We start from the raw sequence: 24,950 nt of genomic DNA on the forward strand, positions 1-24,950 counted from the left end.
CATATTCGCGGTCCGCGCGGGGAGCGGCAAGCATGGACGTCGCAGTTGGGAAGCGACGGCGGGAAGGGGGGTGGGGATGAAACATGGCGGAAGCCCCTGGACGCTGCCACGCCGGGGAAAGATCGCGCCCCGTTCCCCGCCGGAATAAAAAAGGGGACCCGGTGTCTTGCGACGCCGCGGGTCCCCTGAAATCCGGCCGAAGCCGGAGGACGAAGTGTTGTGGCACATCTCCAGCCCAAAGGCCGGACGCGCACAGACTACCTGCGCCCAAATGCTAAGGCAACACCTGAAATAACTCTATATAAGTCATTGATTTTATTTGATCGCTGCCGCGATCTCTGCCTGGATGGCCTCGGCAGCGGCCTTCGGATCGGTTGCCTTGCTGATCGGCCGGCCCACCACGATGGCATCGGCGCCCAGGGCGAAGGCCTCGGCCACGCCCACCGTGCGCTTCTGGTCGTCGCCCGCCGGACCGCCCGGGCGGATGCCGGGACAGACGATGGAAAAGCCCCGGCCGGTGGCGGCGCGGATCATGCCGGCTTCCTGCCCCGAGCAGATCACGCCGTCGATGCCGGACGTCTGCGCAGCCAGCGCGCGCTGAACGACGATGTCAGCCGGTTCGCCGCTGTTGATGCCCATTGCCCGCAGATCGCTGCCGTCCATCGAGGTCAGCACGGTCACCGCCAGCAGCCGCAGGTCGCCGCTGCGGGCCGCCGCGGCCGCTTCCATCATCCCGGCATGCCAGCCGTGGAGGGTGGTGTAGGTCACCGGCCAGCGGGACAGGCCGCGGATCACGCCGGCGACGGTGGCGGGGATGTCGAAGAACTTCAGGTCGACGAACACGCGCTTGTCGCGCCGGGCGAGTTCGTCCAGCACGCTGAAGTAGTCGCCGCTGGCCAACAGCTCCATGCCGATCTTGTAGAACTGCACCGCATCGCCCAGCCGGTCGACCCACGCCAGCGCATCTGCGCCGGAGGGGGCGTCCAGCGCGAAGATCAGGCGCTCGCGCGGAGTCAGCGCGACGGGGCCGCGCGCCATCACGGGGCGTAGTCCAGCGCGTCGCGCTTGGCCTGGGTGCGGGCAGCGGCCGGCTGGTCCCAGGCATTGTTGAACAGGGCGGGTTCCCACGAGCCGTAGGTCGGGTTGGGCAGCATCCACCAGCGCTCGCCTAACCAGTCGTCGTATTCGTCGAACAGGGCCTGGCGGCCCTCGCGGGTGTTGGCTTCCACCTGGACGAAGTCGCCGATCTGGTCGCCGAACTGCATCAGCACGCGGTACTTCTGCCCGGCCAGACGGCGGCGGCAGTTCTTCTCGCTGCCGTTCTGCTCGCAGCCTTCCAGCACCGTGCCCAGGCCGAGGAACACGCTGTCGTCGGCCACCGGCAGGCCCGCTTCGCGCAGGTTGGCCAGCGTGGCTTCCTTCAGGTGCACGGCGCGGTTGGAGATGTACAGGATGGTCACGCCCTTCTCGGCCGCGGCCTTGGCGAAATCCACCACGCCGGGTAGCGGCTTGGCCTTCTTCTCGGCCACCCACTGGTCCCAGCTGATTTCGTCGTACTCCTTGCCATCGCGGATCAGGCGGGCCTGGTACGGCGAGTTGTCCAGTACCGTCTCGTCCACGTCCATCACCACGGCAGGCTTCAGACCGGTGGCGGCGTTGCCGCGCTCGTCGGGGACCAGCGCATCCCAGTGCTCTTCCTTCAGCGCGGCATCCAGGTGGTCGGCGGCGGCACGGAAGGTCTGGGTGGTGATCGCGCGGTATTCCACCGAGGTCTGCACCCAGGCCACGGCATTGAGATTGTCGTGCGTGCCGGTGGGTTTGGCCTGGGTCGCGGCGGCAGTGGCAGTGGGTGCGGCGGGTTGCGCCGGCGCGGCCGCGGGTTCGGTGCGCTTGCACGCGGACAGGGTCAGCAACGAAGCCGCCAGGCCGGCGGCGAGCAGGGAAACGCGCATGTGGGATCCGGTCTTCAGAGTACGGAAATTCTAGCCGACCGGTATGACACCCGTCGTTCGCCGCCGCGATGTGCGGGTTATGCTGCCGCCCCTCGTCCCGACCGCACCGCCCATGGAAGACACCGCGCCCGTCCTGAATGCCGCCGAGGCCCGCCTGCTGGGCTGCCTGATCGAGAAGGAAGCCACCACGCCGGAAACCTACCCGCTGACGGTGAACGCCGCGCAGGCCGCGGCCAACCAGAAGACGGCGCGCGAGCCGGTGATGGCGCTGGATCCCGGTGCGGTGAACCATGCGCTGCGACAGCTGGAGCAGAAGGGCCTGGCGAAGCAGGTGTTCTCTTCGCGCGCCGAGCGCTACGAGCACCGCACCGCGGCGTTCTTCGGCATTCCGCAGCAGCAGGCCGTGCTGCTGGGGCTGCTGATGCTGCGCGGCGCGCAGACAGCGCACGAACTGCTCGCGCGCAGCGAACGCCTGTTCAAGTTCGCCGACGCCGAGGACGTGCGCCACCATCTCGACCGCCTGATGCAGCGCGAACCTGCCCTGGTCGTGCAGATCCCGCGCGGGCCCGGGCAGCGGGAAGACCGCTACATGCACCTGCTGGGTGGCCCGGTGGATGTGGCCGCGATCGCGGCACGCCTGCCGTCCGGCCCGCCCGCCGCCGAGCCGGCGCATGCGGAACTGGAAGCGCGCATCGCGGCGCTGGAAGGCGAAGTGGCCGCATTGCGCGAACAGGTATCCCGGCTGCTCGCCAAGGGCGACGACTGAGCCTCAGGCTTCGTCCGGCAGCAGCGCCAGCAGGTCGGTCACGCCCACGTCCACGCCCACCTGCGACAGCAGGGTGGTGACCTGCCCGCGATGATGGGTCTGGTGATTGAACAGGTGTGTGAGCAGGCCCTCGACACGGCGCGTGAACGTGATGCCCTTCGTGCTGGTGTACGTCAGCCGGGATGCCACCTGCGCCGGCGTGAGCGTGTCCACCCAGCGCAGGATCAACGCATCCAGCCATTCGCGCCGCGCACGCAGTGCGGGAAGCGTCGGGTACGGCACCGCGTCCAGTGCGGTCGGCATCGGCGTGTCGTCCAGCGCGGCAAGCACGGATGAGGCATCGGCGGCCGATGCGAATCGCTTGAGCCAGATCGTGTCGGCCACGACCAGATGATTCAGCGTGCCGATCACCGAACCGAAGAACGCGCCACGATCCTCGGCCAGCGCTTCATCCGGCAAGGTCGCGGCCGCATCGTAGAGGCGCCGGTTCATCCATTGGTTGTAGGACGCCAGCAGCGTCATGCGTACATCAGCGGTCACGTCCGGCTCCCGTTTCCCGTCAGCGCTTCTCTTCCACCAATCCGACCAGGTTGCCGTCCGGATCGCGCAGGAAGCCGGTCCACAATTCGTGGTCCGGCATGCGTGCGGCCAACTGCGGTGGCCGTTCCTCCGTCGCACCGCGCGCCACCAACGCCGCCTGGGTGGGGACGATGTCCTGCACCTTGAAGTAGAGAATCGAGTTGGCGCCCACCGTGCCGGCGCCCTGCGGCGTGGTCAGCATCAGGCGGATGCCGTCGGCGTCCAGGAATGCGAGCGTGGGCGCGGGCTGGAACAGGAACGCCAGGCCGAGCACATCGCGGTAGAACGCCAGCGCCGCATCGACGTCGCTCACGGTGATGGCGATCTGGCGGATACCGGAAAGGCGGGGTTCCATCGCGGTGCCTGCTTCCGGCATCACGTCGGCCGCCGGCTGCTGCGCAGCAGGAACAGGCTTCCCACCAGCATGCCGACCAGAGACGCGCCCAGGCCCAGGCCGAAGCCGACCACCACGTCCGCCACCGCCGGGCCGGTGCCGGCGACGCCGCGCGCTGCATTCATCGCAATCCGCACCAGCACAGCGACCGGCACGGCCGCCGCGATCAGCAGCCACAGTGTCAGGAAGCGGCCCGTGCCGAACGCACGTAGCAGCATGGCGATCACGCCCACGGCCACCAGCCCGGGACCATACAGGGCGCGCGGCAGGCCGGCCTGCTCCGGCGCCAGCTGCCAGTAAGGAAAGCCCACGCCGACCAGGGCGATCACGAAGCCGATCCACCGCCAAGCCCTGCTGTCGCGCGTCATGCCCCGCTCCGTACGTGTGCGATGCCGCGCAGCGTAGCGCAACCGTCGTCGCTGCGCGTCAGTCGAACATCGCCTGGATCGCGGCCAGGCCGGCGCTGGCGCGTTCCTTCTTGCGCTCCGCATCCGCCACCGGGTCCGCGCCGTCGCGCTGCAGTTCGTCCGCGGGCAACTCGTCGATGAAGCGGCTGGGCTGCAGGCGCAGGCGTTCACCGAAGCGGCGCGTCTCGCGACTGTGGCTGAGCCACAGCTGGACCTTGGCGCGGGTGATGCCCACGTACATCAGGCGCCGTTCTTCCTGCAGATTGCCTTCCTCCACGCTGGTCTCGTGCGGCAGCGTGCCGTCCTCGCAGCCGACGATGAACACGTACGGAAACTCCAGTCCCTTGGCGGCGTGCAGGCTCATCAGGCGCACCTGGTTGCCACCGTCGTCCTTGTCGTTGCGCGACAGCAGCGAGAGCTGGGCGGCCAGATCGCCGGCCGAACTGCCGCGCGGGCCGCCCTCGAACCAGTCCGCCAGTTCGTCCAGGTTGGCGCGGCGGCGCTGGAACGAGGCTTCGTCCTTGCATTGCGACCGCAGGTCGGCCAGCAGGCCGGACCGTTCGCTGAGGCGCCGCACCAGGTCGGCCGGCGGAAGTTCCTCGGCATGCCGGCGCAGGTCGCGCAGGATGTCGACGAACGCGCTCAGGCCGTTGGCCGCGCGCGGCGGCAGCGCCTTCAGCGCGCCCATCGATTCGGCGGCGCGCGACAGCGGCAGGTGCGCGTGCTGCGCCAACTCGGCGAGTTTCGCGAGCGATGTCGCGCCGACTTCGCGCTTGGGCGACTGCACCGCGCGCAGGAAGGCGGCGTCGTCGTCGGGATTCACCAGCAGGCGCAGCCAGGACAGCGCGTCCTTCACTTCCTGGCGCTCCAGAAAGGCGGTGCCGCCGGTCAGGTGATAGGGAATGCGCAGCAGCTGCAGCGCCTTTTCCAGCGCGCGCGACTGGTGGTTGCCGCGGAACAGGATGCAGAAATCGCTCCAGGCTGCGCTCTTGGACGCATGCACGAAGGAGATCTCGGCCGCGACCTTCTCGGCCTCGTGTTCACTGTCGCGGCATTCCCACACGCGGATGCGCTCGCCGTCGGCCTGGTCGCTCCACAGCTTCTTCGGGTGTTCGTGGGGGTTGTTGGCGATCAGCGCATTGGCGGCGCGCAGCACGCGGTTGCTGCAGCGATAGTTCTGCTCCAGCTTGATGATCTGCAGGGCCGGATAATCCTTCGCCATCTGCATCAGGTTGTCGGGGTTCGCGCCGCGCCACGCGTAGATGCTCTGGTCGTCGTCGCCCACGCAGGTGAAGTCGCCGCGCTCGCCGGCGATCGCCTTCAGTAGGCGGTACTGCGCGTCGTTGGTGTCCTGGCATTCGTCGACCAGCAGGTAGCCGATGCGCTCGCGCCAGGCGGCGGTGATCTCCGGATTGCTTTCCAGCACCTGCACCGGCAGCCGGATCAGGTCGTCGAAGTCGACGGCGTTGAACGTGGTCAGCCGGTCCTGGTAGCGCTGGTAGAGCAGCGCGGCCTCCTTCTCGCGGTTGGTGCGTGCGGCGGCCAGCGCTTCCTCCGGCGAGAGGCCGGCGTTCTTCGCGCGCGAGATCAGATTCTTCGCCATCTCCACCTCGTCGGGCTTGGCGCCGTACATCAGGTCCTTGACCTGTGCGCTGGCGTCGTCGGCGTCGAAGATGGAGAAGCCGCGTTTCAGGCCCACGGCGGCGTGTTCGATCTGCAGGAACTTCAGCCCGAGCGCGTGGAAGGTGCAGATCGTCAGGCCTTCGGCCGCGTCGCCCTTGATGCGCTTGGATACGCGTTCGCGCATTTCCTTGGCGGACTTGTTGGTGAAGGTGATCGCCGCGATCCGGCGCGCGGGGAAATGGTTGCCGGCGATCAGGTGCGCGATCTTCTCCACGATCACCCGCGTCTTGCCGCTGCCGGCGCCCGCAAGCACCAGCAGGGGGCCCTTGCTGTGAAGGACGGCGGCGCGTTGGGGGGGATTGAGACCGTGCATGGGGCGTACTTCTGCGTAGGTCGTCAGTTTACAGACAACCCCGCCAGAGTCCCTATAGGATGGCCGGGCTGGCTCACATGGAGGTCACCTGTATGCGCATTTCCGGATGCTGTCTGCTTGTTCTTGCCTGGGTGCTTTTTTCGGCGCCCGCTGTCGCCCAGGAGGCGAGGATCGATCCGGCAGTACTGACGGAGGGCTTCCTGGCAGCCCATCCGGATCTGCGCTGGCGTGCCGAGGGCGTGCGCTCCTATGAGCGCAAGGATTACGCGTCCGCGCTGACCGAGCTTAAGCGTGCCGCCTACTATGGCGACAAGCCCGCACAGGCGATCATCGCCGAGATGTACTGGGGCGGCATCGGGGTGCCGGCGGACCGCGCGCTCGCGTACGCATGGATGGACGTCGCTGCCGAGCGCCTCTATCACGACTTCCTCGTGCGCCGGGAAGGATACTGGCGGGCGCTGGACGAAGCGCAGCGTCGTGATGCGCTGGAGCGCGGACAGGCCGTGCTGTCCGAGTATGGGGATGATGTCGCCAAGCCGCGGTTGGAGAAGATCCTCAAGCGCGAGATGCGGCGTGTTACGGGAAGCCGGGTAGGATTCGTGGGCAACCTCACCATCATTCCCAACACGGGCCCGCTGGCGGGGACGGGCATGACATTGCGCGGCGATGAATACTATGCTCCGCATTACTGGCAACCCGAGAAGTACTGGCAATTGCAGGATGCGTTGTGGAAGGCGCCGCTGAAAGGGCGCGTGCGCGTGGGCGAACTGGAGTCGGTGGAGTCCAAGGCGGCGTCCGGTAAGCCCTAGGATCCGCAGGTGCCGGCGTACCACAGAGGGCATGCATGGGCGTGAACAGCAATGGGCGTGGGTTGGTTTGGGCCATTGTCTTGGCCTGTCTGGCGGCCGTGCAGGCGTTGGCGGCACAGGAGGTGACCAAGCCGATCTCGCGGAAGCAGCAGGCCACCTTGAGCAGTGCGGTGTTCCTGAACGCGCACCCGGACATGAAGCACCGCAAGCAGGGATGGGATGCCTATGCCGAGGGGGATTTCGCGCTGGCGCGCGCCCAATTCCTGAAGGCCGCCTGGTACGGCGACAAGCCGTCGCAAGCGATGCTGGCGGAGATGGACTGGAAGGGCGAGGGCGCGGCCGTAGATCGCGCGTCTGCATACACGTGGGCGGATATCGCGGCCGAGCGCGGCTATGCCGTGTTCGTCGGGGTGCGTGAACGCTACTGGCGCGCGCTGGATAGTGCCGAAAAGGCCCGCGTGGCGTAGAACGGTCCGGCGCGCCTGGCCGAGTATGGCGATGGTGTCGCCCGTGGCCGGTTGGAGCAGCATCTGCGTCGGCACCTGCGCGACATCCAATGGTCGTCGAGAACGGTGGCGCCTCCAAGAACAGTAACCGTGTACGACCATCACGGCGTTCCCACGCGGATCGATGGAAGCCGCTTCTTCTCGCCCACTTTCTGGGAGCCGGCCCAATACCAGGCCTGGCAGGATGCTCAATGGCGAGCGCCCCCGGAAGGCAGCGTGGAGGTGGGCGAGGTCGAGCAGGTCAGGCCGCCCGAAGCCGAGTAGCGGATGGGTCGGCCCCTTACAATGGCGCCATGGCCAAGCTCTACTTCTACTACTCGGCGATGAACGCCGGGAAGACCACCACGTTGCTGCAGTCCGCGCACAACTACCGCGAGCGCGGGATGCGGGTGGCGATCCTCACGCCGCGGCTGGACGACCGCGCCGGCGCCGGGGTGGTGGCGTCACGGATCGGCCTGCGTTCGGAGGCGGTCGCCTTCGAACGGGACGACGACCTGGAGCGCTGGATACGCGACGACATCGCCACCCACGGCAAGCTCGACTGCGTGCTGGTGGACGAGGCGCAGTTCCTGACCCGTGCGCAGGTCTGGCAGCTCAGCGAGGTGGTGGATGCCTTGCGCATCCCGGTACTCTGCTATGGCCTGCGTACCGATTTCCGCGGTGAGCTCTTCGAGGGCAGTCAGTACCTGCTGGCCTGGGCCGACGAGATGAGCGAGATCAAGACCATCTGCCACACCGGCAAGAAGGCCACCATGACCGTGCGGGTCAACGAGCAGGGCCTGGCGGTACAGGATGGGCCGCAGGTGGAGATCGGCGGCAACGAGCGCTATGTGTCGGTCAGCCGCGCCGAGTTCAAGAAGATCGCCCGCGGCGAGGGACGCATCGACCCCCTGCAGCCCGGGCTGCCCCTCGAGTGAGCCGCCTCAGCGGCAGGCCGCGCGCAGCGCGGCGATCTCGCGCGGGATGACGCCGCCGTCGGGCTGCGCACTGCGGAGTTCGGCGGCCAGGGCGTCGAGGTCGCGTTGCGCGCGTTCGCGTTCGCCCATCCGGCACCGCGCTTCGGCCAGGTAGCCGCGCGCCAGCCAGCGCAGCTTGGGCGCCTCGCTGCCGCCCCCTTCATGGCGGGCGAGCGCCTGCAGGGACGCGAGGGCCTGCTGCGGACGTCCCAGCCGCGTCTGGTGCCGTGCCAGCGACAGTTCCGCGAACCAGGTACGCGGGTGTTCCGGTCCGAAGCCTACCCGGGTGAGCCGTACGGCGCGGTCGAAGCGCTCGCTGGCGCCGTCCAGGTCGCCTTTGGCGGCCAGCACCTCGCCGATCATGCGGTCGGTTTCCCCGATCAGCGCATGGCTCGCGCCGATCGTGCTCACGCGCATGCGCCGGGACTCCTCCAGAGCGGCCAGCGCCTCGTCGTAGCGACCGGCGCTGTGCAGGACCATGCCGTAGTTGAACAGGCCGCCCGGCAGGATCTGCAGGCTCTCGTTCTCGCGCCAGATGGCGATGGCCCGGGCGACGTCGCGCACCGCGGTGGCGTCATCGCCGCGTTCCCACGCAATGATGCCCATCGAGTTCCAGCTCGAGGCGGCGTCACGATGGCGCGGCCCCAAGGTCTCCAGCGTCATCGCATGCAGCAGTCGCAGTTCCTCGTCCGCCTGGCGCAGCCGGCCCTGGTCGACATGCACGGCCGCGATGTGCCGCCGCAAGGCCTGGGTGAGCGGGTGGCGCGGTCCATGTATCTCCTCGGACAGTTCGCGTGCGCGCTGGAACGAGGCCAGCGCCGCGTCGGTGTCGCCGCGGTTGCGGTACAGCAGGGCCAGGCTGCGCTGGATCTCGATGACCAGCGGATGCCGCGCATGGCCATGCGCCTGCAGGTGGGCCAAGGCAGCGCGGTAGCCGCGCACGCCCGCCTCCGCATTGCCCAGTTCCACGTCCAGTTGGGCGAGGTCGCGCAGGTTCTCCGCGACCCCGGCCTCGTCCTTCAACGAACGGCGGGTATCCAGCGAGCGCTCGAACATCTGCCGCGCCACCTGCTTCTCGCCCGCATCGGCCCGGCAGCGGCCGTTCTGCGACTGGAATTCGGCCACCGGCAAGGGCAGGCGCGACGACAGGCCCGGCAACCGCGCCTCCATCTGCTCCATCGCCTGCACGCACTGGCGGGACCGGCCCAGCAGGCGCAGCACGCGCCCGTGCTGGGCGGCGGCCTGCAGGCGCAGACTGTCCGGGGCATCGGGCGTGGTGTCCAGCACGCGCGCCTGCTTCTCCAGCAGCGCCAGGGATTCGCGGTAGTCGCCCAGGCCCAGCCGCAGGCGCGCGATCACGCCCAGCAGTTCGGCCTGCGCCAGCGGCTGGCTGGCGAGCTCGCGCATGCCACGACGCTCGCCTGCGGCCAGCAGTTCGCGGGCGTCGAAGGTGTTGCCCTGCTGGGAGGCACTGGCGTTGTCGAACAGGCCGATCACGAAGTCCTGCATCGCCTGTGCACGCGCGGCTTCGCGCATGGCCTGCCGGCCCTGCCACAGGCTGGCCGCCAGCGCTGCCACCAGCAACGCGGTCGCCAGACCGCCGATGGCCAGCGTCCAGCGCTGCCGCAGCAGGTACTTCTGCAATCGGTAGCCGAGGCTCTGCGGACGCGCCAGCACGGGCCGGCCCTCCAGATGGCGCTGCAGGTCGCGCGACAGCGCCTCCACCGAGGGATAACGCTGCTCGGGCGCCTTGCGCAGGGCCTTCAGGGCGATGTTGTCCAGGTCGCCGGCCAGGCGGCGGGCGTTGCGTCGCGCATCCGGACAGCGGCTGCGGCTGCCGTCCGTGGTACGCAGCGTGGCCACCGAGGGCTTGAGCGGCTCCACCGCGAGGATGGCCTGTTCCCACTCCGCATCGGTCTGCCGGCGCAGGCGGTAGGGTTTGGTGTCGGCGATCAGTTCGTACAGCACTACGCCCAGCGAGTAGACGTCGGTCATGGTGGTGACCAGTTCGCCCCGCACCTGTTCCGGTGCGGCGTAGTGCAGCGTGAAGGCACGCACCTCGGTGCGCGGATGCACGGGTACCGGCTCCGGATCGTCCAGCAGCTTGGCGATGCCGAAGTCCAGCAGGCGCACCTCGCCCGAGGGCGTCACCAGGATGTTGGACGGCTTCAGATCGCGATGGACGATCAGGTTGGCGTGCGCGTGACTGACCGCCTCGCAGATCTGCAGGAACAGCCGCAGCCGTTCCTCCAGGCCGATGTTGTGGGCCTGGCAGTAGTCGGTGATCGAGACGCCCTCGACGTACTCCAGCGCCAGGTACGGCTGGCCTTCGCTGCCGATGCCGGCATCCAGCAGGCGCGCGATGTTGGGGTGCTCCAGTCGCGCCAGGATCTCGCGTTCGCGGGTGAAGCGCAGGCGCAGGTTGGGATCGGCCAGGCCGGGGCGCAGCAGTTTCAGGGCGACGCGGCGCTGGTACAGGCCGTCCGCCCGCGAGGCCAGCCACACCATGCCCATGCCGCCCTCGCCCAGCATGGATTCCAGCTGGTAGGGGCCGATGCGGATGCCGGGCTTCAGCTGGCCGGGCTTGTCCACCAGGGGCTGGTCGATGAAGTCGTCGCCTTCCTCTTCCAGCGCGAGCAGTTTTTCCAGTTCGCGCGCGGTCTCCGGATCGTCCGCGCGCAGGATCTCCAGCTGTTGCGCGCGCGCCTCCGGATCGAGCTCGAGCAGGACGTCCAGCAGCGGCGACAGGCGTTGCCAGCGTTCGGCGTCCATCGCGGTGCGCTGCGCGCCGGCCTCAGCTGTCCTGCATGGCCGACAGCAGGAACATGCGCGCCTTCTGCCAGTCGCGGCGGATGCTGCGCTCGGAGCGCTGCAGCAGTTCGGCGATCTCCAGCTCCGACAGGCCGGCGAAGTAGCGCATCTCCACCACCTGGGCCAGGCGCTCGTCGGCGGCGGCGAGTTTCTCCAGCGCATCGTTCAGCGCCAGCATGTCCTCGTCCAGGCGCAGGTTGCCTTCCACTTCTTCCGGGATGTCGGCCACGCGCTTGAGGTCGCCACCGCGCTTGCGCGCCAGCCGGCTGCGCGCGTAGTCGACCACCACGCTGCGCATCGAGGACGCGGCATAGGCGAAGAAATGCGCACGGTCCTCGAACTTGGCCGTGCCGGTGGAGCCGAGCAGCTTCAGGTAGGACTCGTGCACCAGCGCGGTGGCGTCCAGCGTGTAGCCATGCTGGCCGGACAGCTGCCGGCGGGCCATGGTGTGCAGTTCCTGGTACAGCGTGGCCAGCACGCGGTCCAGCGCGGCGCGGTCGCCGCCCCGGGCCGAGTCCAGCCACAGCGTGATGTCGGGTGCGTCGGCCATCCCTCTCCCCTGCGGAGCCAAGGGCGCGAATATAACGTTATTTCACAGTTGCCGGACATCCACCCCATGACACGGGCGGGCGGGTCAACGCTGGCAGTGGCCGCACCATACGGTGGTCCGCTGGCCGATCAAGGCCTGCTTCATCGGCCGGCCACAGCGCGGGCAGGATTCGCCGCCCCGGCCATAGGCCGAGAGTTCCTGTTCGAAGTAGCCAGGCGCCCCATCCGGGCTGAGGAAATCGCGCAACGTGGTGCCGCCGCGGGTGATGGCGTACGCCAGGATCGCCTTCACCGCGTCGGCCAGCGCCGCGTAGCGCTCGCGGGACACCTTGCCGGCGGCCCGCAGTGGCGAGATGCCCGCACGGAACAGGCTCTCCGCGGCATAGATGTTGCCTACGCCCACCACCACCGCCTGGTCCATCAGGAAGGTCTTCACCGGCGCCTTGCGTCCGCGGCTCATCGCGAACAGATAGTCGCCGTCGAAGCCGTCCGACAACGGCTCTGGTCCCAGTCCCTGCAGCAGCGGGTGGATCTGGCCCGGCGCCTGCCACAGCAGGCAGCCGAAACGGCGCGGATCGTTGAAGCGCAGGACGCGCCCTGCATGTCCCCGCTCGCCGGCCAGGGCGATGTCGACGTGATCATGCGCCGTCACCGGCGTGGTCGCCGGCAGCACGCGCAGGCTGCCGGACATGCCCAGGTGCAGCAGCGCGCTGCCGGCCTCGGTGTCCATCAGCAGGTACTTCGCGCGGCGCCGCACGGCCTGGATGCGCTGGCCGGGCAGGTCGCGCGCCACTTCCGGCGGGATCGGCCAGCGCAGGTCGGGCCGACGCAGCGTCACCGCCTGGATGCGCCTACCTTCCACGTGGGGCGCCAGTCCTCGGCGGGTGGTTTCGACCTCGGGCAGCTCAGGCATGACCGGGCACCGCGCCGTAGTACTCGCCGTCCCGGCGCACCTGCACCGGACCGCCGAAGGCATGGCTCAGCTGGGCTTCGGTCAGCGTGCCGGCGCGGTCGCCGTCCGCGCAGACCGCGCCATCGCGCAGCAACAGCACGCGGTCGATCTCAGGAATGATCTCCTCGATGTGGTGGGTCACCAGCACCAGGGTAATCCCGCGCTGCGCCAGGCTGCGCATCAGGCCCAGGAAATGCCGGCGCGCCACCAGGTCCAGGCCGGCGGTGGGTTCGTCCAGCAGCAGGGCCTGCGGTTCGTGCACCAGTGCGCGCGCGATCAGCACGCGCCGCATCTCGCCGGTGGACAGTTCGGCCACCTGGCGGTCCGCCAACGGCGTTGCGCGCACCTGTTCCAGCGCGCGCCGCGCCTTCGCGCGCATGTCGGCGTCGACCTGCCGGTACGGCGGCACGACGAAGCTGGAGAAGAAGCCGGTGATCACCGCATCTTCCACCCGCAGGTAAGGCATCTGCTGCAGGTCGCGGGTCAGGTCGCTGGTCACCAGCCCCAGGCGGTTGCGAAGCTCGTTCACGTTCCAGCGGCGCAGGCCGAACACCTTCACCGGCGCATCGCCTTCGCGTGCGAGCGGATACAGCTCGCGGCTGATCAGCTTGATGAAGGTGGACTTGCCGCAGCCGTTGGGGCCGAGGATCGCGGTGTGCTGGCCCAGCGGGATGCGCAGCGACAGGTCGTGCAATACACGGGTGGCGCCGCGCACCACGGTGGCGCGGTCCAGTTCGAACAGGGGCGCGAGTGGCGGCGTCGCGGCGGGAGAGGCGGACAGGTTCATCGGAGTGGGGCGGGGGCGAGCCGGAGCAGCGTACCCGAATCCGCGGCACGTCCGCCGTGCGCGCCATCGCCCTACAATGCGGCCATGCACGTCCGCCTGCTCGTCCTCGCCATCGCCTGCCTGCCGTGCGCCGCGCAAGCCCAGGTCACCGCTACGGGGGAGTACCTGGCGCGGATGGACAATGACCGCGACGGGCGCGTCAGCCTGGCCGAATACCAGGCCTGGATGAGCTACGCCTTCGAGGGCATGGACCGCAACCGCGACGGCACGCTGTCGGCGGATGAGCTGCCGGGCGGGCGCGGCAAGCCGGTCACCCGCGAGGCGCACCTGGCCCAGCTGGCCGAGCGCTTCCGCCGCCAGGACGTGGACCGCGACGGGTTTCTCGACGCAAGGGAACTGGCGGCGCCGCCGCGGTAAATCGCCATGACGCCACCCCTGGCTCGATGGATTCGCATTGTCGGCGTCATGGTGCTGGTTGCCAGCGCGAAAGCGAAGGCATGCATTCCCATTCCGGCGAACCCGGAAGAGGATGCGACGGTGGCCACCGGCATCAGTTTGGGACGCGTCGACGCCCGTCATGATTTCCCCACCACGGCCGTGCGCGGGCAAGCGGTCTGGGTCGTCACGGCGTCCACGACGCTGAAAGGCATCATGCCGCGCCGGCTTGTCGTTCCGACGGGATGCGGTGGCGCGCAGTTGGCGGTGGGCGACCCCGTCATCGTGGTGAACCTGGGCCGTCACCTCATTACGCGGCCGGCAGGAGGCGAATACGAGGCGCGTTTGCTCGGTGCGCTTCGCATGCAGGGGACGCCTGTGCGCATGCGTTCCATTCGGGCGCGTGAGTAGACCGTCCGGGCCAGGGGCCGGGTAGAAAGGGCCGTCACGGGCTGCGACGAAGGAGGGATGGCTCTCCCCGTCTGCGACTGCCAGAATCGCGAGGATTCCCTGCACGGAGTGCGCGCATGGAGGTCATGCCGGGACTGGATTTGAATCAGCCTCCCTTCGACCTGTTGGACGCCGCTGCGCATGCGCGCATTGCCGCGGAAGTGGACATGGGGTTCCACGCTCGGGGCGAGGTCATCATGGGCCGTGGCCAGCCCTCCGCACACGTGATGGTGATCCTCAAGGGCCAGGTGCACGCGTTCGACCTGGATGCGGCCGGGCACGAGCAGCGCTTCGCCGATTACGGTGCCGGGGACATCTTGGGTGCGTGGGCGGTGATGGCGGGGCGGGCGCGCCACAGTTATCGCGCCGACAGCGATGTAGTGAGCTTCCTGATACCGGCGGCGCTCTTCCGCAGCCTGCTGGCCCAATACCCGGCTTTCGCCGCCTGGTTCCAGGAAGGGTTGTCGGTGAAGGGCCAGCTGGCCGATCGCGCCCGCGGCATCGAGCTGGCCGAACTGATGGTGGCCCAGGTCGGTGCCGCGCAGTTGGCGCCCGCTATCCGGGTGGCCGACACGACCAGCATCGTCGAGGCCACGGCGCGCTTGCGTGAGGAACGGGTGGACTGCCTGCTGGTGGACGATCCCGCCCATCCGCAGCCGGGTGTGGTGACCCGCACCGACCTGCTGGATGCGCTGACCGTCGGCGGCCTACCGGCGCAGGCACCGGTGGGGCCCTTGGCCAGTCGCCCGCTGGTGACCCAGCAGACCACCGACGTGCTGTTCCAGGCGCTGGTGACGATGGCCGAGCGGCACATCGAGCGCGTGGCGGTGTGCGAGGGCAACACTGTCGTCGGCACCCTGGGCATGGCCGAAGTGCTATCCCACTACGCCAGTCATTCGCACTTGATCACCCTGAGGCTGGCGCGTGCGCGCAGCCTGGAGGACGTGATCGACGCCGCCCGCGGCATGGACCGGCTGGTGCGCACCCTGCATGCGCAGGGTGCCCGCATGCCGGCCCTCATGGAGCTGGTCAGCGCGCTGAACAGCCGGGTCATGGCGCGCCTGTTCGAACTGCTCGTGCCCGCGGGGGTGCAGTCGCGCCTGTGCCTGCTGGTGCTGGGGAGCGAGGGGCGGCGCGAGCAGTTGCTGAAGACCGACCAGGACAACGCCCTGGTGGTGGAGGATGGACTGGACTGGCCCGGGCTGGAGGATGCCATGGCGCGTTTCACTGCCGCCCTGGCCGAGGTCGGCTACCCGCCGTGCGCGGGAGGCGTGATGGTGTCGCGTCCGCATTGGCGGCTGAGTGCGACCCAGTGGCGCGCGCGTCTGGACGAATGGCGGTCCCAGTACGATCCGCAGGCCGCCATGGACCTGTCGATCACCCTGGATGCCAGGCCGGTGGCGGGCAATGCGGCCCTGTTCGCGCCGCTGGAAGCACAGATGCTGGCCCTTGGAGGCGACGAACGCCTGCTGCATTCGATGGCGTCCGCGGTGCTGCAGTTCGAGAGCCCCCTGTCGTTCTTCGGCCAGCTGCGACAGGATGAGCGCGGGCTGGACATCAAGCGCGGCGGCATATTTCCCGTGGTACACGGATTGCGCTGCCTGGCGCTCAAGCATGGCATTGCCCAGCGCAGCAGTTTCGCGCGCTGCGAGGCACTGGCGGACTGCGGCGGCCTGGATGCGCCGCTGGCCCGCGACCTGGCGCAGGCGCTGGCGGTGCTGCAGCGCCTGCGGCTGGATGCGCAGTTGGCCGCGCTGGATGCCGGCGGCGTGCCCGACAACCTGCTGCACCCGGACACGCTGCGCCGGCTGGACCGCGAACTGCTGCGCGACGCGCTGCGCGTGGTCAAGACGTTCCGCCAGCATGTGCGCAGCGTGTTCCACCTGAGTGACTGACCATGCACCCTTTGAACCGGTGGTGGTTGCGCCGTCGCCACGGCGCGGGAGAGTGGGCTGCGTTGCTGCAGGCCGCACCGGCCGATACCTGGGTCAGTCTTGACCTGGAAACCACCGGCATGGACCCGGCGCGGGACCACATCCTCAGCCTGGCGGCCGTGCCCGTGCACGATGGCAAAGTCTGGCTGTCCGAGCGCTTCGAGCGACGCGTGCATACCGGCCGTCGCTTCGGCATCGAGTCCATCCGCTATCACTGCATCACGCCGGACGAAGCCAGCACCGGCGAACCGATCACCGATGTCGTGCGCGACTTCCTGCACTGGCTGGGCGGGCGCCGCCTGCTGGGCTATTACCTTGGCTTCGATCTGGACATGCTGGCGCCGCACGTACGTGCCCTGACCGGATTCGACCTGCCCAATCCGGTGGTCGATCTGGGCGACGAAGTGGCGGCCCGCCAGCGCCGCCGACGCCCCGACAGTCCCGTCAAGCTCGATTTCGACCACATCGCGGCCACCCTGGGCATACCGGCGATGGGGCGGCACAGCGCACTGGGCGATGCGGCCACGGTGGGCCTGTGCTGGCTGGCGCTGCAGCGGAAAGGCTGGCCCACCGGTTGATCGGCCGTTGAAACGAAGACGCCGGCCTTCCGGCCGGCGTCGGGCTACATCATGTGGTTGCGCGAGGGGCTCAGTGGCCCGAAGGCTTGGCCGCGCCCAGACCGGTCTCCGCACGCACCTGCTGTGCCTTGTAGGCCTCGCGTTCCTTGGCCGCCTGCGGGCTGCGGTCCAGGATCGAGAACAGCCAGATGCCGACGAAGGCGATGGACATCGAGAACAGCGCGGGCGAGGTGTACGGGAACAGCGCCGAACCCTCCGGGTTGCCCAGCGTGGCCTCCCACACCGAGGGCGACAGCACCGTCAGCACGACCGAGGACACCAGGCCCAGGAAGCCGCCGATCACCGCGCCGCGCGTGGTGCAGTCCTTCCACAACAGCGACAGGATCAGCACCGGGAAGTTGGCCGACGCGGCGATGGCGAACGCCAGCGACACCATGAAGGCGATGTTCTGCTTCTCGAAGGCGATACCCAGCAGCACCGCGACCACGCCCAGCGCCAGCGTCGTGATGCGCGAGACCTTCAACTCCGAGGCGCTGTCGGCCTTGCCCTTCTTGACCACCATCGCGTACAGGTCGTGCGAGACCGCAGAGGCGCCGGACAGGGTCAGGCCGGCCACCACCGCCAGGATGGTCGCGAACGCCACGGCCGAGATGAAGCCGAGGAACACGTTGCCGCCGACCGCCTTGGCCAGGTGCACCGCGGCCATGTTGTTGCCGCCGAGCAGGCCGCCGGCCGCATCCTTGAACTCCGGGTTGGCGCTGACCAGCACGATCGCGCCGAAGCCGATGATGAAGGTCAGGATGTAGAAGTAGCCGATCCACGTGGTGGCCCAGAACACCGACTTGCGGGCTTCCTTGGCATTGGGCACGGTGAAGAAGCGCATCAGGATGTGCGGCAGGCCGGCAGTACCGAACATCAGCGCCATGCCGAAGCTGATCGCGGAAATCGGATCCTTGACGAAGGTGCCCGGCCCCATGATCGACAAGCCCTTCTGCGCCGCCCCGGCCACTTCCTCCGGCGTGGTCGCCGCGGCCGTGGCGGCCTGCACCTTGATCTCCACCGCCTTGGCGAACAGCGCTTCCGGGCTGAAGCCGAACTGCCACAGCACCATGAACGCCATGAAGCTGGCGCCGGCCAGCAGCAGGCAGGCCTTGATGATCTGTACCCAGGTGGTGGCCGTCATGCCGCCGAACAGCACGTACACCATCATCAGTACGCCCACGATCACTACCGCGTACCCGTAGTCCAGGCCGAACAGCAGCTTGATCAACTGGCCGGCGCCGACCATCTGCGCGATCAGGTAGAACGCCACCACCACCAGGGTTCCGCTGGCCGCAAAGGCGCGGATCGGTGTCTGCCTGAAACGGTAGGCGGCCACGTCGGCGAACGTGAACTTGCCCAGGTTGCGCAGTTTCTCCGCCATCAGGAAGGTGATAATCGGCCAGCCGACCAGGAACCCGATCGAGTAGATCAGGCCGTCATAGCCATTGGCCATCACCGCCGCCGAAATGCCCAGGAACGAGGCCGCCGACATGTAGTCGCCGGCGATCGCCAGGCCATTCTGGAAGCCGGTGATGCCGCCGCCGGCCGTGTAGAAGTCCGCCGCCGAGCGCGTCTTCGCCGCGGCCCGCTTGGTGATCCACAGCGTGGCCGCCACGAAGACGGCGAACATGCTGATGGCGGTCCAGTTGGTGGCCTGCTTGTCGGCCTGGCCCAGATCGCCACCGGCCGCCCACGCGGCGCCGGTGCACAACAGTGCCGCCAGTGCGGCAAACAAGGGGAAGAAACGGCTCATGGATTGGCATCCTTCAGGATTTCGGCGGTCAGGCGGTCGTACTCGCTGTTGGCGCGCCGCACGTAGAACCCGGTGATCAAGACCGTGAACACGATCACCCCGATCCCGATCGGGATGCCCAGCGTGGTCACGCCGCTGCCCAGGGGGCGGGCCAGCAGTTCCTTGTCGAAGGCGATCAGGCCGATGTAGCCGTAGTACACCAGCAGCATCAGCAGGGTCAGCCACCATCCCAACGCATTGCGCCGGCGCTTGAGTGTCTGGTATTTCGGGCTGGCCTCGATCCGGGCCACCACGGGGTCGTTGAGGTCGGACATGTGGAATTCTCCGGTGTTTCAGGGGTAGGACGCCCGCGGTCGGCAAGGCGAGGATGGCAATGGACGGAGGGGATGAGCGAAAACCCGCGCGGGCAGCAAGGAGCAGGGTCAGAAGGTGTACTTGACGCTCGTGTGCAGCCGCTTCAGGTCGCCTTCGCGGTCATCCTCGAGCGAACGCTGGCCGTAGATCAGTTCGGCGCCCAGGTCCAGTTTCGGGAACGGCGAATAGATCACGTTGGCGTGCATGGACTGCGTGCGCTCGGTGACGCCGAAGCCGGTGATGGCGGCGTCGTTGTCGAAGTGCGAGGCCGAGTACATCAGGTTGGTGCGGACCTTCGGGCTGAACACGTGGCGCCAGGCGACGAAGCCGCCGTAGCCGTCCAACGCGCTGATGTCCCCGTCGGCTTCGGTCACCACGTCGCTGCCCACGCCGAAGGCGAGGTAGCGGCCGATGCCCTGGCCGGCGTTCACCGCATAACGGATGTCGTCGCTCTTGCCCAGGTTGAACTTGCCCGACACGCTGACCGAGGCGCCGGTGTCGGTTTCGTCCAGCAGCTTGAACTGGCGCACCATGCCGGCCACGGTGAAGTGGCCCCAGTCGCCCTTGGTGAGCCAGCGCGCGGTGACGTCGGGCAGGGCGTTGTCGCCGCTGTTGAAGCGGGTGCCGGTGCGGTACGGCGTGACGGTGGTCTGCGGATTCTCCACCGAGAACGACCACGGGCCCTGGGTGTAGCGCAGCTGGGCCTGGCGCACGAAGATCGTGCCATCGGTCGGGCCGACGAAGTCCACCGCATCCGGCAGCGCGGCCACATCCATGAAGTTGGACCAGGTCTGGCCGGCCAGCCAGTTGTTCCAGCTGACGTAGGCATGACGCAGGGTGACGGCATAGGTGTTGGTGGCGGTCTCGTTGCCGGCCAGCGCATTGCTGCCGCCGCCGAAGAAGTCCATCTCCACGAAGCCCTTGAACTTGTCGCCGCTGTCGGTCACGTGGTCCGCGCTCAGCCAGAAGCGCGAGAACTGCGCATGGAAGTCGGCATACGGATCGCCGCCGTCGGCGCCCGCGCCGGCCACCGGAATGGTGCTGGGCACGTAGAACAGGCGGCCGGAAGAACCGTCGGCGATGCGGCCGTCGCTGGTGTCGGTGGCCATCGCGTCCATCTTGATGAAGCCGCCGTACGAGAACGTCGTGCCCGGGTTGGCGGCGGTCATGATGGTGGTGCCCTGGATCGGCTGCTTGCCCGCGGGCACGGCCGCTTTGGCGACTTGCGCGGCCTGCACCTGCGTGACCTGCTCCTGGGTGGTGGCGATCTGGGCCTGCTGTTGCTGCTGCGACGAAAGCAGCAGCTGCACCTGCCGCTCCAGTTCGGCCACGCGGGCCTCCAGCGCTTTTTCCTTGGCGGTCTGCGCGAACGCCATTCCCGGCGCGATCAGGGCGACGAAGAGCGCAGCGGCCAGTGGCCGTCGCGCCATGAGTGCGGAACGTCGGGTCATAACCCCTCCCAAAAGGTCGATGGCCGCGCAGCGCGGCTGATGGAGACTTGCGCCTGCGCCTCGGCACCGCCTATTCGCCATTAGTCGTAACCTGCGGGAACCCGACACAACCCCTTGCCGCAGAAGGGTCGCGACGATCCGTCGCAGCCCGCGCAGGGCGGCTTTACGACCATTGTCTAAGCTGGATGCTGCGATGCCGCACGATCGGATGCGTCAAACTCGGTGCGCCGGCCGCGTGGCGTGATGCCATGCCGCGCCTCGCCCGGCCACCATCCATGCTTCAGAATCGACGCATCACGGAACGTCCCGGGAGGACCTCATGACTGATCTGTATCCCGTCAAGCCGGAATTCGCGGCCAAGGCCCGCATCACGCGCGAGCAGTACGCGCGCGACTACCAGGCTTCGATCAACGATCCCGAGGCATTCTGGGGCCGGGTCGCCGAACGGCTCGACTGGTTCAAGAAGCCGACGCGCATCAAGGACGTCAATTACGCCCTGGACGATTTCCGCATCCGCTGGTTCGCCGACGGCGAACTCAACGCCAGCGTGAACTGCCTGGACCGCCAGCTGGCAGAGCGCGGCGACAAGGTGGCGCTGCTGTTCGAGCCCGACGGCCCCGATACGCCGTCCTACGGCGTGACCTACCGCGAACTGTACGAACGCACCTGCAGGCTGGCCAACGCGCTGCGCGCGCTGGGCGTGCAGAAGGGCGACCGTGTGACGATCTACCTGCCGATGATCCCGGATGCCGCCGTGGCCATGCTGGCCTGCGCGCGCATCGGCGCCATCCACTCGGTGGTCTTCGGCGGCTTCGCGCCCAACTCCATCGCCGACCGCGTGGCCGACTGCGGCAGCAAGCTGATCATCACGGCCGACGAAGGCCTGCGTGGCGGCAGGAAGGTGCCGCTGAAGGCGAACGTCGACGCCGCGCTGAAGCTGCCGGGCACCAACTCCGTCGAGACCGTCCTGGTCGTGCGCCACACCGGCGGTGCGGTGGACATGCAGATGCCGCGCGACCGCTGGTTCGACGCAGTGGTCGATGCACAACCGGCGGAGTGCGAGCCTGAGCGCATGAACGCCGAGGACCCGCTCTTCATCCTCTACACCTCCGGCTCCACCGGCAAGCCCAAGGGCGTGCTGCACACCACCGGCGGCTACCTGCTGTATGCGGCGTACACGCACGAAGCCGTGTTCGACCTGCGCGAGGACGACATCTACTGGTGCACGGCCGACGTGGGCTGGGTCACCGGCCACAGCTACATCGTCTACGGCCCGCTGGCCAACGGCGCCACCTCGGTGATGTTCGAAGGCGTGCCCAACTACCCCAGCGTGTCGCGCTTCTGGGACGTCATCGACAAGCACCAGGTCACCATCTTCTACACCGCGCCCACCGCCATCCGCGCGCTGATGCGAGAGGGCGAAGCGCCGGTGAAGAAGACTTCGCGCGCTTCGCTGCGCCTGCTGGGCAGCGTGGGCGAGCCGATCAACCCCGAAGCCTGGCGCTGGTACTACGACGTGGTCGGCGACGGCCGCTGCCCCATCGTCGATACGTGGTGGCAGACCGAGACCGGCGGCATCCTCATCACGCCGCTGGCCGGCGCCATCGACCTCAAGCCCGGATCGGCCACGCTGCCGTTCTTCGGCGTGCGTCCCGCGCTGGTGGATGCCAACGGCGAGCAGCTGGAAGGCGCCACCGAAGGCAACCTGGTGCTGCTGGATTCCTGGCCGGGCCAGATGCGCACGGTGTACGGCGACCATCAGCGCTTCATCGACACCTACTTCCGCACCTATCCGGGCACCTACTTCACCGGCGACGGCTGCCGCCGCGACGCCGATGGCTACTACTGGATCACCGGCCGCGTGGACGACGTGATCAACGTGTCCGGTCATCGCATCGGCACGGCCGAAGTGGAAAGCGCGCTGGTGGCGCATCCGAAGGTGGCCGAGGCCGCGGTGGTGGGCTTCCCGCACGACATCAAGGGCCAGGGCATCTACGCCTACGTCACCCTGAAGGCGGGCGAGGCGCAGAGCGACGAGCTGCTGAAGGAACTGGTGGCCTGGGTGCGCAAGGAGATCGGCCCCATCGCCACGCCCGACCACCTGCAGTGGGCGCCCGGCCTGCCGAAGACGCGCTCGGGCAAGATCATGCGCCGCATCCTGCGCAAGATCGCCGAGAACGCGCCGGAGCAGCTGGGCGATACTTCCACGCTGGCCGATCCGTCGGTGGTCGAGTCGCTGGTCGCCGAACGCAAAGTGCGGTGAAGCAGGAGTGAGACAAGAGGAGTGAGAAGCGAGTAAAAGCAGAAGCACTTTCGTTCGACTATCCTGAAGCCGCACCTCTCACTCCTCACTCCTCCCCACTCACTCCTCGCTACCATGCCTACCCTGCTGATCGCCGACGACCACCCGCTGTTCCGCGAAGCCCTGCGCGGCGCCGTGCAGCGCGTGATGCCGGGGGTGAAGCTGCATGAAGCCGACAGCGTGGATGCGCTGTACACCCTGGTCGATGCCCACCCCGATGCCGACCTGCTGCTGATGGACCTCAACATGCCGGGTGCGCACGGCTTCAACGCGCTGGTGCACCTGCGCGCCCTGCATCCGCAGCTGCCGGTGGTCATCGTCTCGGCGCGCGAGGAGCCGGCGGTGATGCGTCGCGCCCTCGACCACGGTGCCCTGGGTTTCATACCCAAGTCAGCCGATTCGGACACCATCGGCCAGGCCATCGGCGCCGTGCTCGATGGCGAGCGCTGGGTGCCGGAGGAGGCGCACAACGCACCCGCCACCAGCCGCGACGAACAGGAAACCGCGCAGCGCCTGCGCGATCTCACCCCGCAGCAGTTCAAGGTGCTGCAGATGCTGGGCGCCGGCCGCCTCAACAAGCAGATCGCCTACGACCTGGGCGTGTCAGAAGCCACCATCAAGGCCCACGTCACCGCCATCCTGCGCAAGCTGCACGTCACCAACCGCACCCAGGCGGTGCTCGCTGCCGGTCGCCTGGCGGTGGATCCGGATGGCATCGTCCTTCCTCCTGAAGAGGCGGAGTAGGGCGCCACCACAAGGCCGCCTGCGCGCTGGCCAACACGCTGGCCCGGCGACCGCGGGCGATGGAGCAGCATGCCTTTGAGGTGAAAGGGCATATGGCTATCGGGAAGAAGGCTAGCGGCCCGATCAAAGTCGATCAGAGCTTTCCCCGGATCGCCAATCTCCCAGTAGGCAAGTGCACGGCTGTGCACAGCGACGCCGGCGGATTGGCCGCTCTCGATGTAAGTAGTAAGAGCGTCGATGAGCTCCTCATACTCTTCGAACTCGTCGAGCATGAGTGCTCCGTATGGTTCTTCAATGTATCCCGTTAGGCTGGACATGGGCTCTACCACCCGAGTTAAGTCGATCCGCGAAGCGGGTCCGACTTGAATAGTTAGGGTCCACCCGAATGACCCAACCGAAAGAAAACGTATATGAAACCAGCAAACAGTGCCGCCACAGCTAAGAGAGTTACAGTGGCCCATCTGGCGATCAGCCTGTGATCAGCAGTTTCTAGAGCTGCCTCAAACTCCTCTGCATTCACCGCAAGGGAAGGCTCATGGCTGGGATCGCGAATTATCCGACGCGCATCATCAGCTTGCTCGTTGATGCACACGAACAGGGCCCACTGTGCGCCCATGCGATGGCTCTCAACAGCAGGTGAGAACGTCGGAATGCCTTTGGATCTTAGCAGTGCACGGACCCGCGAGAGCTCCTCAACGTGGTGGAAGCGGCAGATGAACTCCATGCGGAACCTGGCGCCTAAACTAAGCCGACCCGCGAAGTGCGTTCGGATCGAATGAACTGTCAGGGCTCACAGCTAGCCCCAGCCTAATGCGAACCCTGTGGCCACAAGTGCAAGGCCAGCGATTGCCATGCCGTTGAGCCAGGTTGGTACATGTGGCCTTCTCGCTCGCGTGCCAAATAAGAACGTAGTGGGAGCGAAATAGGCTAGCGGAACAACCAAGAGAAAGCCCACGCCTTGCAAGAGATCGTCCGGTTGGTGGGTGGACTTGTAGAAGAAGCCGAAGACGTTGAACACGCCTAAAATGGTGAACAACAGGGGCAAAACCCTGCCGCGCTGATCTGATTCTTTCAGTCCCATGTTCGCTTCCGTGTGAGCCATAACGCCTGAGGTGAGCCGACCTGCGAAGCGGGTTCGGCTTGAATGATCTGTTATCGCGCACCTGCCCAGATGACTACGCTACTGACAATAAGAGCCAACGAAAGCGCCAACGAAAGAACTGTCAGGCCGGCCTTCGGCTTGGAAAGTCCAGGACCAGTGGCGGCAATAGAGTTTCTTGCGAGCAGCGTCGCTGCAAGCAACAGCCAGCCGACGCCACCTATCCAACCAGAAGCGCCTGGGAACTTTCCGACACTCATGCACGCGAAGACTGCCAGACCCAAGGGCAGAAGTAGGTGCCGCAGCTTGCTTGAACTGACTGCGCTCGTCCCCATGTGAGCTCT

Annotated in this window: 25 protein-coding genes; 11 read left to right on the forward strand and 14 right to left on the reverse strand. The window is 67.7% G+C overall.

Features of this window, described 5'->3' with window-relative positions:
• Window positions 1–315: 315 nt before the first annotated feature.
• Both pyrF and V8246_RS05995 read right to left on the reverse strand, forming a co-directional pair.
• Window positions 316–1,038 (reverse strand): orotidine-5'-phosphate decarboxylase, encoded by a 723-nt coding sequence (pyrF, locus tag V8246_RS05990; RefSeq protein ID WP_336188385.1) that lies wholly within the window; start codon window positions 1,036–1,038, stop codon window positions 316–318.
• The gene (locus V8246_RS05995) at window positions 1,038–1,952 is read right to left on the reverse strand and encodes a 5'-nucleotidase, lipoprotein e(P4) family (RefSeq protein WP_336188386.1); all 915 of its coding nucleotides are present in this window, start codon (window positions 1,950–1,952) and stop codon (window positions 1,038–1,040) included. The genes pyrF and V8246_RS05995 overlap by 1 nt, the downstream gene beginning before the upstream one ends.
• 112 nt (window positions 1,953–2,064) lie before the next feature.
• Between V8246_RS05995 and V8246_RS06000 the strand changes: the two genes are divergently transcribed.
• Window positions 2,065–2,718: a DUF480 domain-containing protein gene (locus V8246_RS06000; RefSeq protein WP_336189047.1), complete on the forward strand. Its 654-nt coding sequence runs from the start codon at window positions 2,065–2,067 to the stop codon at window positions 2,716–2,718.
• 3 nt (window positions 2,719–2,721) lie between these two features.
• Here the strand turns inward: V8246_RS06000 and V8246_RS06005 are convergent, their stop codons facing one another.
• Genes V8246_RS06005 through V8246_RS06020 form a run of 4 tightly spaced genes read right to left on the reverse strand, consistent with a single transcriptional unit; the run spans window position 2,722 to window position 6,094 of the window.
• Window positions 2,722–3,258, reverse strand: a complete 537-nt coding sequence (locus V8246_RS06005; RefSeq protein WP_336188387.1) for a DinB family protein — start codon at window positions 3,256–3,258, stop codon at window positions 2,722–2,724.
• Between the two features lie 19 nt (window positions 3,259–3,277).
• On the reverse strand, window positions 3,278–3,652 hold the full coding sequence (locus V8246_RS06010; protein ID WP_336188388.1) for a VOC family protein: 375 nt from the start codon (window positions 3,650–3,652) through the stop codon (window positions 3,278–3,280).
• Window positions 3,653–3,672: 20 nt separating this feature from the next.
• On the reverse strand, window positions 3,673–4,059 hold the full coding sequence (locus tag V8246_RS06015) for a hypothetical protein (protein WP_336188389.1): 387 nt from the start codon (window positions 4,057–4,059) through the stop codon (window positions 3,673–3,675).
• Window positions 4,060–4,117: 58 nt separating this feature from the next.
• Window positions 4,118–6,094, reverse strand: a complete 1,977-nt coding sequence (locus tag V8246_RS06020) for a UvrD-helicase domain-containing protein (protein ID WP_336188390.1) — start codon at window positions 6,092–6,094, stop codon at window positions 4,118–4,120.
• A gap of 59 nt (window positions 6,095–6,153) precedes the next feature.
• On the opposite strand from V8246_RS06020, the gene V8246_RS06025 reads away from it, so the two are divergent.
• The 4 genes from V8246_RS06025 to V8246_RS06040 all read left to right on the forward strand — a co-directional run bounded on the left by V8246_RS06025 (window position 6,154) and on the right by V8246_RS06040 (window position 8,326).
• The gene (locus V8246_RS06025; protein WP_336188391.1) at window positions 6,154–6,903 is read left to right on the forward strand and encodes a sel1 repeat family protein; all 750 of its coding nucleotides are present in this window, start codon (window positions 6,154–6,156) and stop codon (window positions 6,901–6,903) included.
• Window positions 6,904–6,938: 35 nt separating this feature from the next.
• Window positions 6,939–7,370 carry a hypothetical protein gene (locus V8246_RS06030; protein ID WP_336188392.1) on the forward strand — a complete coding sequence of 144 codons (432 nt, stop codon included), beginning with the start codon at window positions 6,939–6,941 and terminating at the stop codon, window positions 7,368–7,370.
• Window positions 7,371–7,499: 129 nt separating this feature from the next.
• Window positions 7,500–7,673, forward strand: a complete 174-nt coding sequence (locus V8246_RS06035) for a hypothetical protein (protein ID WP_336188393.1) — start codon at window positions 7,500–7,502, stop codon at window positions 7,671–7,673.
• A 29-nt stretch (window positions 7,674–7,702) separates the two neighbouring features.
• Complete coding sequence (locus V8246_RS06040) at window positions 7,703–8,326, forward strand: thymidine kinase (RefSeq protein ID WP_336188394.1); 624 nt, start codon at window positions 7,703–7,705, stop codon at window positions 8,324–8,326.
• Window positions 8,327–8,332: 6 nt separating this feature from the next.
• On the opposite strand, the gene V8246_RS06045 is transcribed toward V8246_RS06040, so the two are convergent.
• From V8246_RS06045 to V8246_RS06060, 4 genes are all read right to left on the reverse strand, one after another.
• The gene (locus V8246_RS06045; protein ID WP_336188395.1) at window positions 8,333–11,137 is read right to left on the reverse strand and encodes a protein kinase; all 2,805 of its coding nucleotides are present in this window, start codon (window positions 11,135–11,137) and stop codon (window positions 8,333–8,335) included.
• 22 nt (window positions 11,138–11,159) lie between these two features.
• Window positions 11,160–11,726, reverse strand: a complete 567-nt coding sequence (locus tag V8246_RS06050) for an ECF-type sigma factor (protein WP_185894519.1) — start codon at window positions 11,724–11,726, stop codon at window positions 11,160–11,162.
• A gap of 84 nt (window positions 11,727–11,810) precedes the next feature.
• Entirely contained in the window at window positions 11,811–12,638 is an 828-nt protein-coding gene (gene mutM / locus V8246_RS06055; protein ID WP_336188396.1) for a bifunctional DNA-formamidopyrimidine glycosylase/DNA-(apurinic or apyrimidinic site) lyase, read from the reverse strand.
• Window positions 12,631–13,464, reverse strand: coding sequence for an ATP-binding cassette domain-containing protein (locus V8246_RS06060; RefSeq protein ID WP_336188397.1), 834 nt, complete (start codon window positions 13,462–13,464; stop codon window positions 12,631–12,633). The genes mutM and V8246_RS06060 overlap by 8 nt, the downstream gene beginning before the upstream one ends.
• A gap of 84 nt (window positions 13,465–13,548) precedes the next feature.
• Here V8246_RS06060 and V8246_RS06065 point away from each other — a divergent pair, with 84 nt between their 5' ends.
• The 4 genes from V8246_RS06065 to V8246_RS06080 all read left to right on the forward strand — a co-directional run bounded on the left by V8246_RS06065 (window position 13,549) and on the right by V8246_RS06080 (window position 16,861).
• On the forward strand, window positions 13,549–13,881 hold the full coding sequence (locus tag V8246_RS06065) for a calcium-dependent protein kinase 21 (protein ID WP_336188398.1): 333 nt from the start codon (window positions 13,549–13,551) through the stop codon (window positions 13,879–13,881).
• 6 nt (window positions 13,882–13,887) lie between these two features.
• Window positions 13,888–14,310, forward strand: coding sequence for a hypothetical protein (locus V8246_RS06070; RefSeq protein WP_336188399.1), 423 nt, complete (start codon window positions 13,888–13,890; stop codon window positions 14,308–14,310).
• Between the two features lie 125 nt (window positions 14,311–14,435).
• On the forward strand, window positions 14,436–16,244 hold the full coding sequence (locus tag V8246_RS06075; RefSeq protein ID WP_336188400.1) for a putative nucleotidyltransferase substrate binding domain-containing protein: 1,809 nt from the start codon (window positions 14,436–14,438) through the stop codon (window positions 16,242–16,244).
• Window positions 16,245–16,246: 2 nt separating this feature from the next.
• The gene (locus V8246_RS06080; protein ID WP_336188401.1) at window positions 16,247–16,861 is read left to right on the forward strand and encodes an exonuclease domain-containing protein; all 615 of its coding nucleotides are present in this window, start codon (window positions 16,247–16,249) and stop codon (window positions 16,859–16,861) included.
• A 70-nt stretch (window positions 16,862–16,931) separates the two neighbouring features.
• Here V8246_RS06080 and V8246_RS06085 read toward each other — a convergent pair whose 3' ends face one another.
• From V8246_RS06085 to V8246_RS06095, 3 genes are all read right to left on the reverse strand, one after another.
• Window positions 16,932–18,656: a cation acetate symporter gene (locus tag V8246_RS06085; RefSeq protein WP_336188402.1), complete on the reverse strand. Its 1,725-nt coding sequence runs from the start codon at window positions 18,654–18,656 to the stop codon at window positions 16,932–16,934.
• Window positions 18,653–18,970, reverse strand: a complete 318-nt coding sequence (locus tag V8246_RS06090; protein WP_271251247.1) for a DUF485 domain-containing protein — start codon at window positions 18,968–18,970, stop codon at window positions 18,653–18,655. The genes V8246_RS06085 and V8246_RS06090 overlap by 4 nt, the downstream gene beginning before the upstream one ends.
• A 108-nt stretch (window positions 18,971–19,078) precedes the next feature.
• Window positions 19,079–20,461, reverse strand: a complete 1,383-nt coding sequence (locus V8246_RS06095) for a DcaP family trimeric outer membrane transporter (RefSeq protein WP_336188403.1) — start codon at window positions 20,459–20,461, stop codon at window positions 19,079–19,081.
• A gap of 319 nt (window positions 20,462–20,780) precedes the next feature.
• Here V8246_RS06095 and acs point away from each other — a divergent pair, with 319 nt between their 5' ends.
• Together acs and V8246_RS06105 are read left to right on the forward strand one after the other, a co-directional pair.
• On the forward strand, window positions 20,781–22,724 hold the full coding sequence (gene acs, locus V8246_RS06100) for an acetate--CoA ligase (protein ID WP_336188404.1): 1,944 nt from the start codon (window positions 20,781–20,783) through the stop codon (window positions 22,722–22,724).
• Window positions 22,725–22,838: 114 nt separating this feature from the next.
• Window positions 22,839–23,507 (forward strand): response regulator transcription factor, encoded by a 669-nt coding sequence (locus tag V8246_RS06105; RefSeq protein WP_336188405.1) that lies wholly within the window; start codon window positions 22,839–22,841, stop codon window positions 23,505–23,507.
• A gap of 796 nt (window positions 23,508–24,303) precedes the next feature.
• Here V8246_RS06105 and V8246_RS06110 read toward each other — a convergent pair.
• Window positions 24,304–24,588: a hypothetical protein gene (locus tag V8246_RS06110; protein WP_336188406.1), complete on the reverse strand. Its 285-nt coding sequence runs from the start codon at window positions 24,586–24,588 to the stop codon at window positions 24,304–24,306.
• Window positions 24,589–24,950: the final 362 nt, after the last annotated feature.

Source organism: Pseudoxanthomonas sp. F11 (assembly GCF_037046485.1).
GTDB lineage: Bacteria > Pseudomonadota > Gammaproteobacteria > Xanthomonadales > Xanthomonadaceae > Pseudoxanthomonas_A.

Bases quoted from the DNA above. Each gene is read 5' to 3' on its own strand.
- pyrF (WP_336188385.1), bottom strand. From the start codon at position 1,038: ATGGCGCGCGGCCCCGTCGCGCTGACTCCGCGCGAGCGCCTGATCTTC.
- V8246_RS05995 (WP_336188386.1), bottom strand. From the start codon at position 1,952: ATGCGCGTTTCCCTGCTCGCCGCCGGCCTGGCGGCTTCGTTGCTGACC.
- V8246_RS06000 (WP_336189047.1), top strand. From the start codon at position 2,065: ATGGAAGACACCGCGCCCGTCCTGAATGCCGCCGAGGCCCGCCTGCTG.
- V8246_RS06010 (WP_336188388.1), bottom strand. From the start codon at position 3,652: ATGGAACCCCGCCTTTCCGGTATCCGCCAGATCGCCATCACCGTGAGC.
- V8246_RS06015 (WP_336188389.1), bottom strand. From the start codon at position 4,059: ATGACGCGCGACAGCAGGGCTTGGCGGTGGATCGGCTTCGTGATCGCC.
- V8246_RS06020 (WP_336188390.1), bottom strand. From the start codon at position 6,094: ATGCACGGTCTCAATCCCCCCCAACGCGCCGCCGTCCTTCACAGCAAG.
- V8246_RS06025 (WP_336188391.1), top strand. From the start codon at position 6,154: ATGGCCGGGCTGGCTCACATGGAGGTCACCTGTATGCGCATTTCCGGA.
- V8246_RS06030 (WP_336188392.1), top strand. From the start codon at position 6,939: ATGGGCGTGAACAGCAATGGGCGTGGGTTGGTTTGGGCCATTGTCTTG.
- V8246_RS06040 (WP_336188394.1), top strand. From the start codon at position 7,703: ATGGCCAAGCTCTACTTCTACTACTCGGCGATGAACGCCGGGAAGACC.
- V8246_RS06045 (WP_336188395.1), bottom strand. From the start codon at position 11,137: ATGGACGCCGAACGCTGGCAACGCCTGTCGCCGCTGCTGGACGTCCTG.
- V8246_RS06050 (WP_185894519.1), bottom strand. From the start codon at position 11,726: ATGGCCGACGCACCCGACATCACGCTGTGGCTGGACTCGGCCCGGGGC.
- mutM (WP_336188396.1), bottom strand. From the start codon at position 12,638: ATGCCTGAGCTGCCCGAGGTCGAAACCACCCGCCGAGGACTGGCGCCC.
- V8246_RS06060 (WP_336188397.1), bottom strand. From the start codon at position 13,464: ATGAACCTGTCCGCCTCTCCCGCCGCGACGCCGCCACTCGCGCCCCTG.
- V8246_RS06065 (WP_336188398.1), top strand. From the start codon at position 13,549: ATGCACGTCCGCCTGCTCGTCCTCGCCATCGCCTGCCTGCCGTGCGCC.
- V8246_RS06070 (WP_336188399.1), top strand. From the start codon at position 13,888: ATGACGCCACCCCTGGCTCGATGGATTCGCATTGTCGGCGTCATGGTG.
- V8246_RS06075 (WP_336188400.1), top strand. From the start codon at position 14,436: ATGCCGGGACTGGATTTGAATCAGCCTCCCTTCGACCTGTTGGACGCC.
- V8246_RS06080 (WP_336188401.1), top strand. From the start codon at position 16,247: ATGCACCCTTTGAACCGGTGGTGGTTGCGCCGTCGCCACGGCGCGGGA.
- V8246_RS06085 (WP_336188402.1), bottom strand. From the start codon at position 18,656: ATGAGCCGTTTCTTCCCCTTGTTTGCCGCACTGGCGGCACTGTTGTGC.
- V8246_RS06090 (WP_271251247.1), bottom strand. From the start codon at position 18,970: ATGTCCGACCTCAACGACCCCGTGGTGGCCCGGATCGAGGCCAGCCCG.
- V8246_RS06095 (WP_336188403.1), bottom strand. From the start codon at position 20,461: ATGACCCGACGTTCCGCACTCATGGCGCGACGGCCACTGGCCGCTGCG.
- acs (WP_336188404.1), top strand. From the start codon at position 20,781: ATGACTGATCTGTATCCCGTCAAGCCGGAATTCGCGGCCAAGGCCCGC.
- V8246_RS06105 (WP_336188405.1), top strand. From the start codon at position 22,839: ATGCCTACCCTGCTGATCGCCGACGACCACCCGCTGTTCCGCGAAGCC.
- V8246_RS06110 (WP_336188406.1), bottom strand. From the start codon at position 24,588: ATGGGACTGAAAGAATCAGATCAGCGCGGCAGGGTTTTGCCCCTGTTG.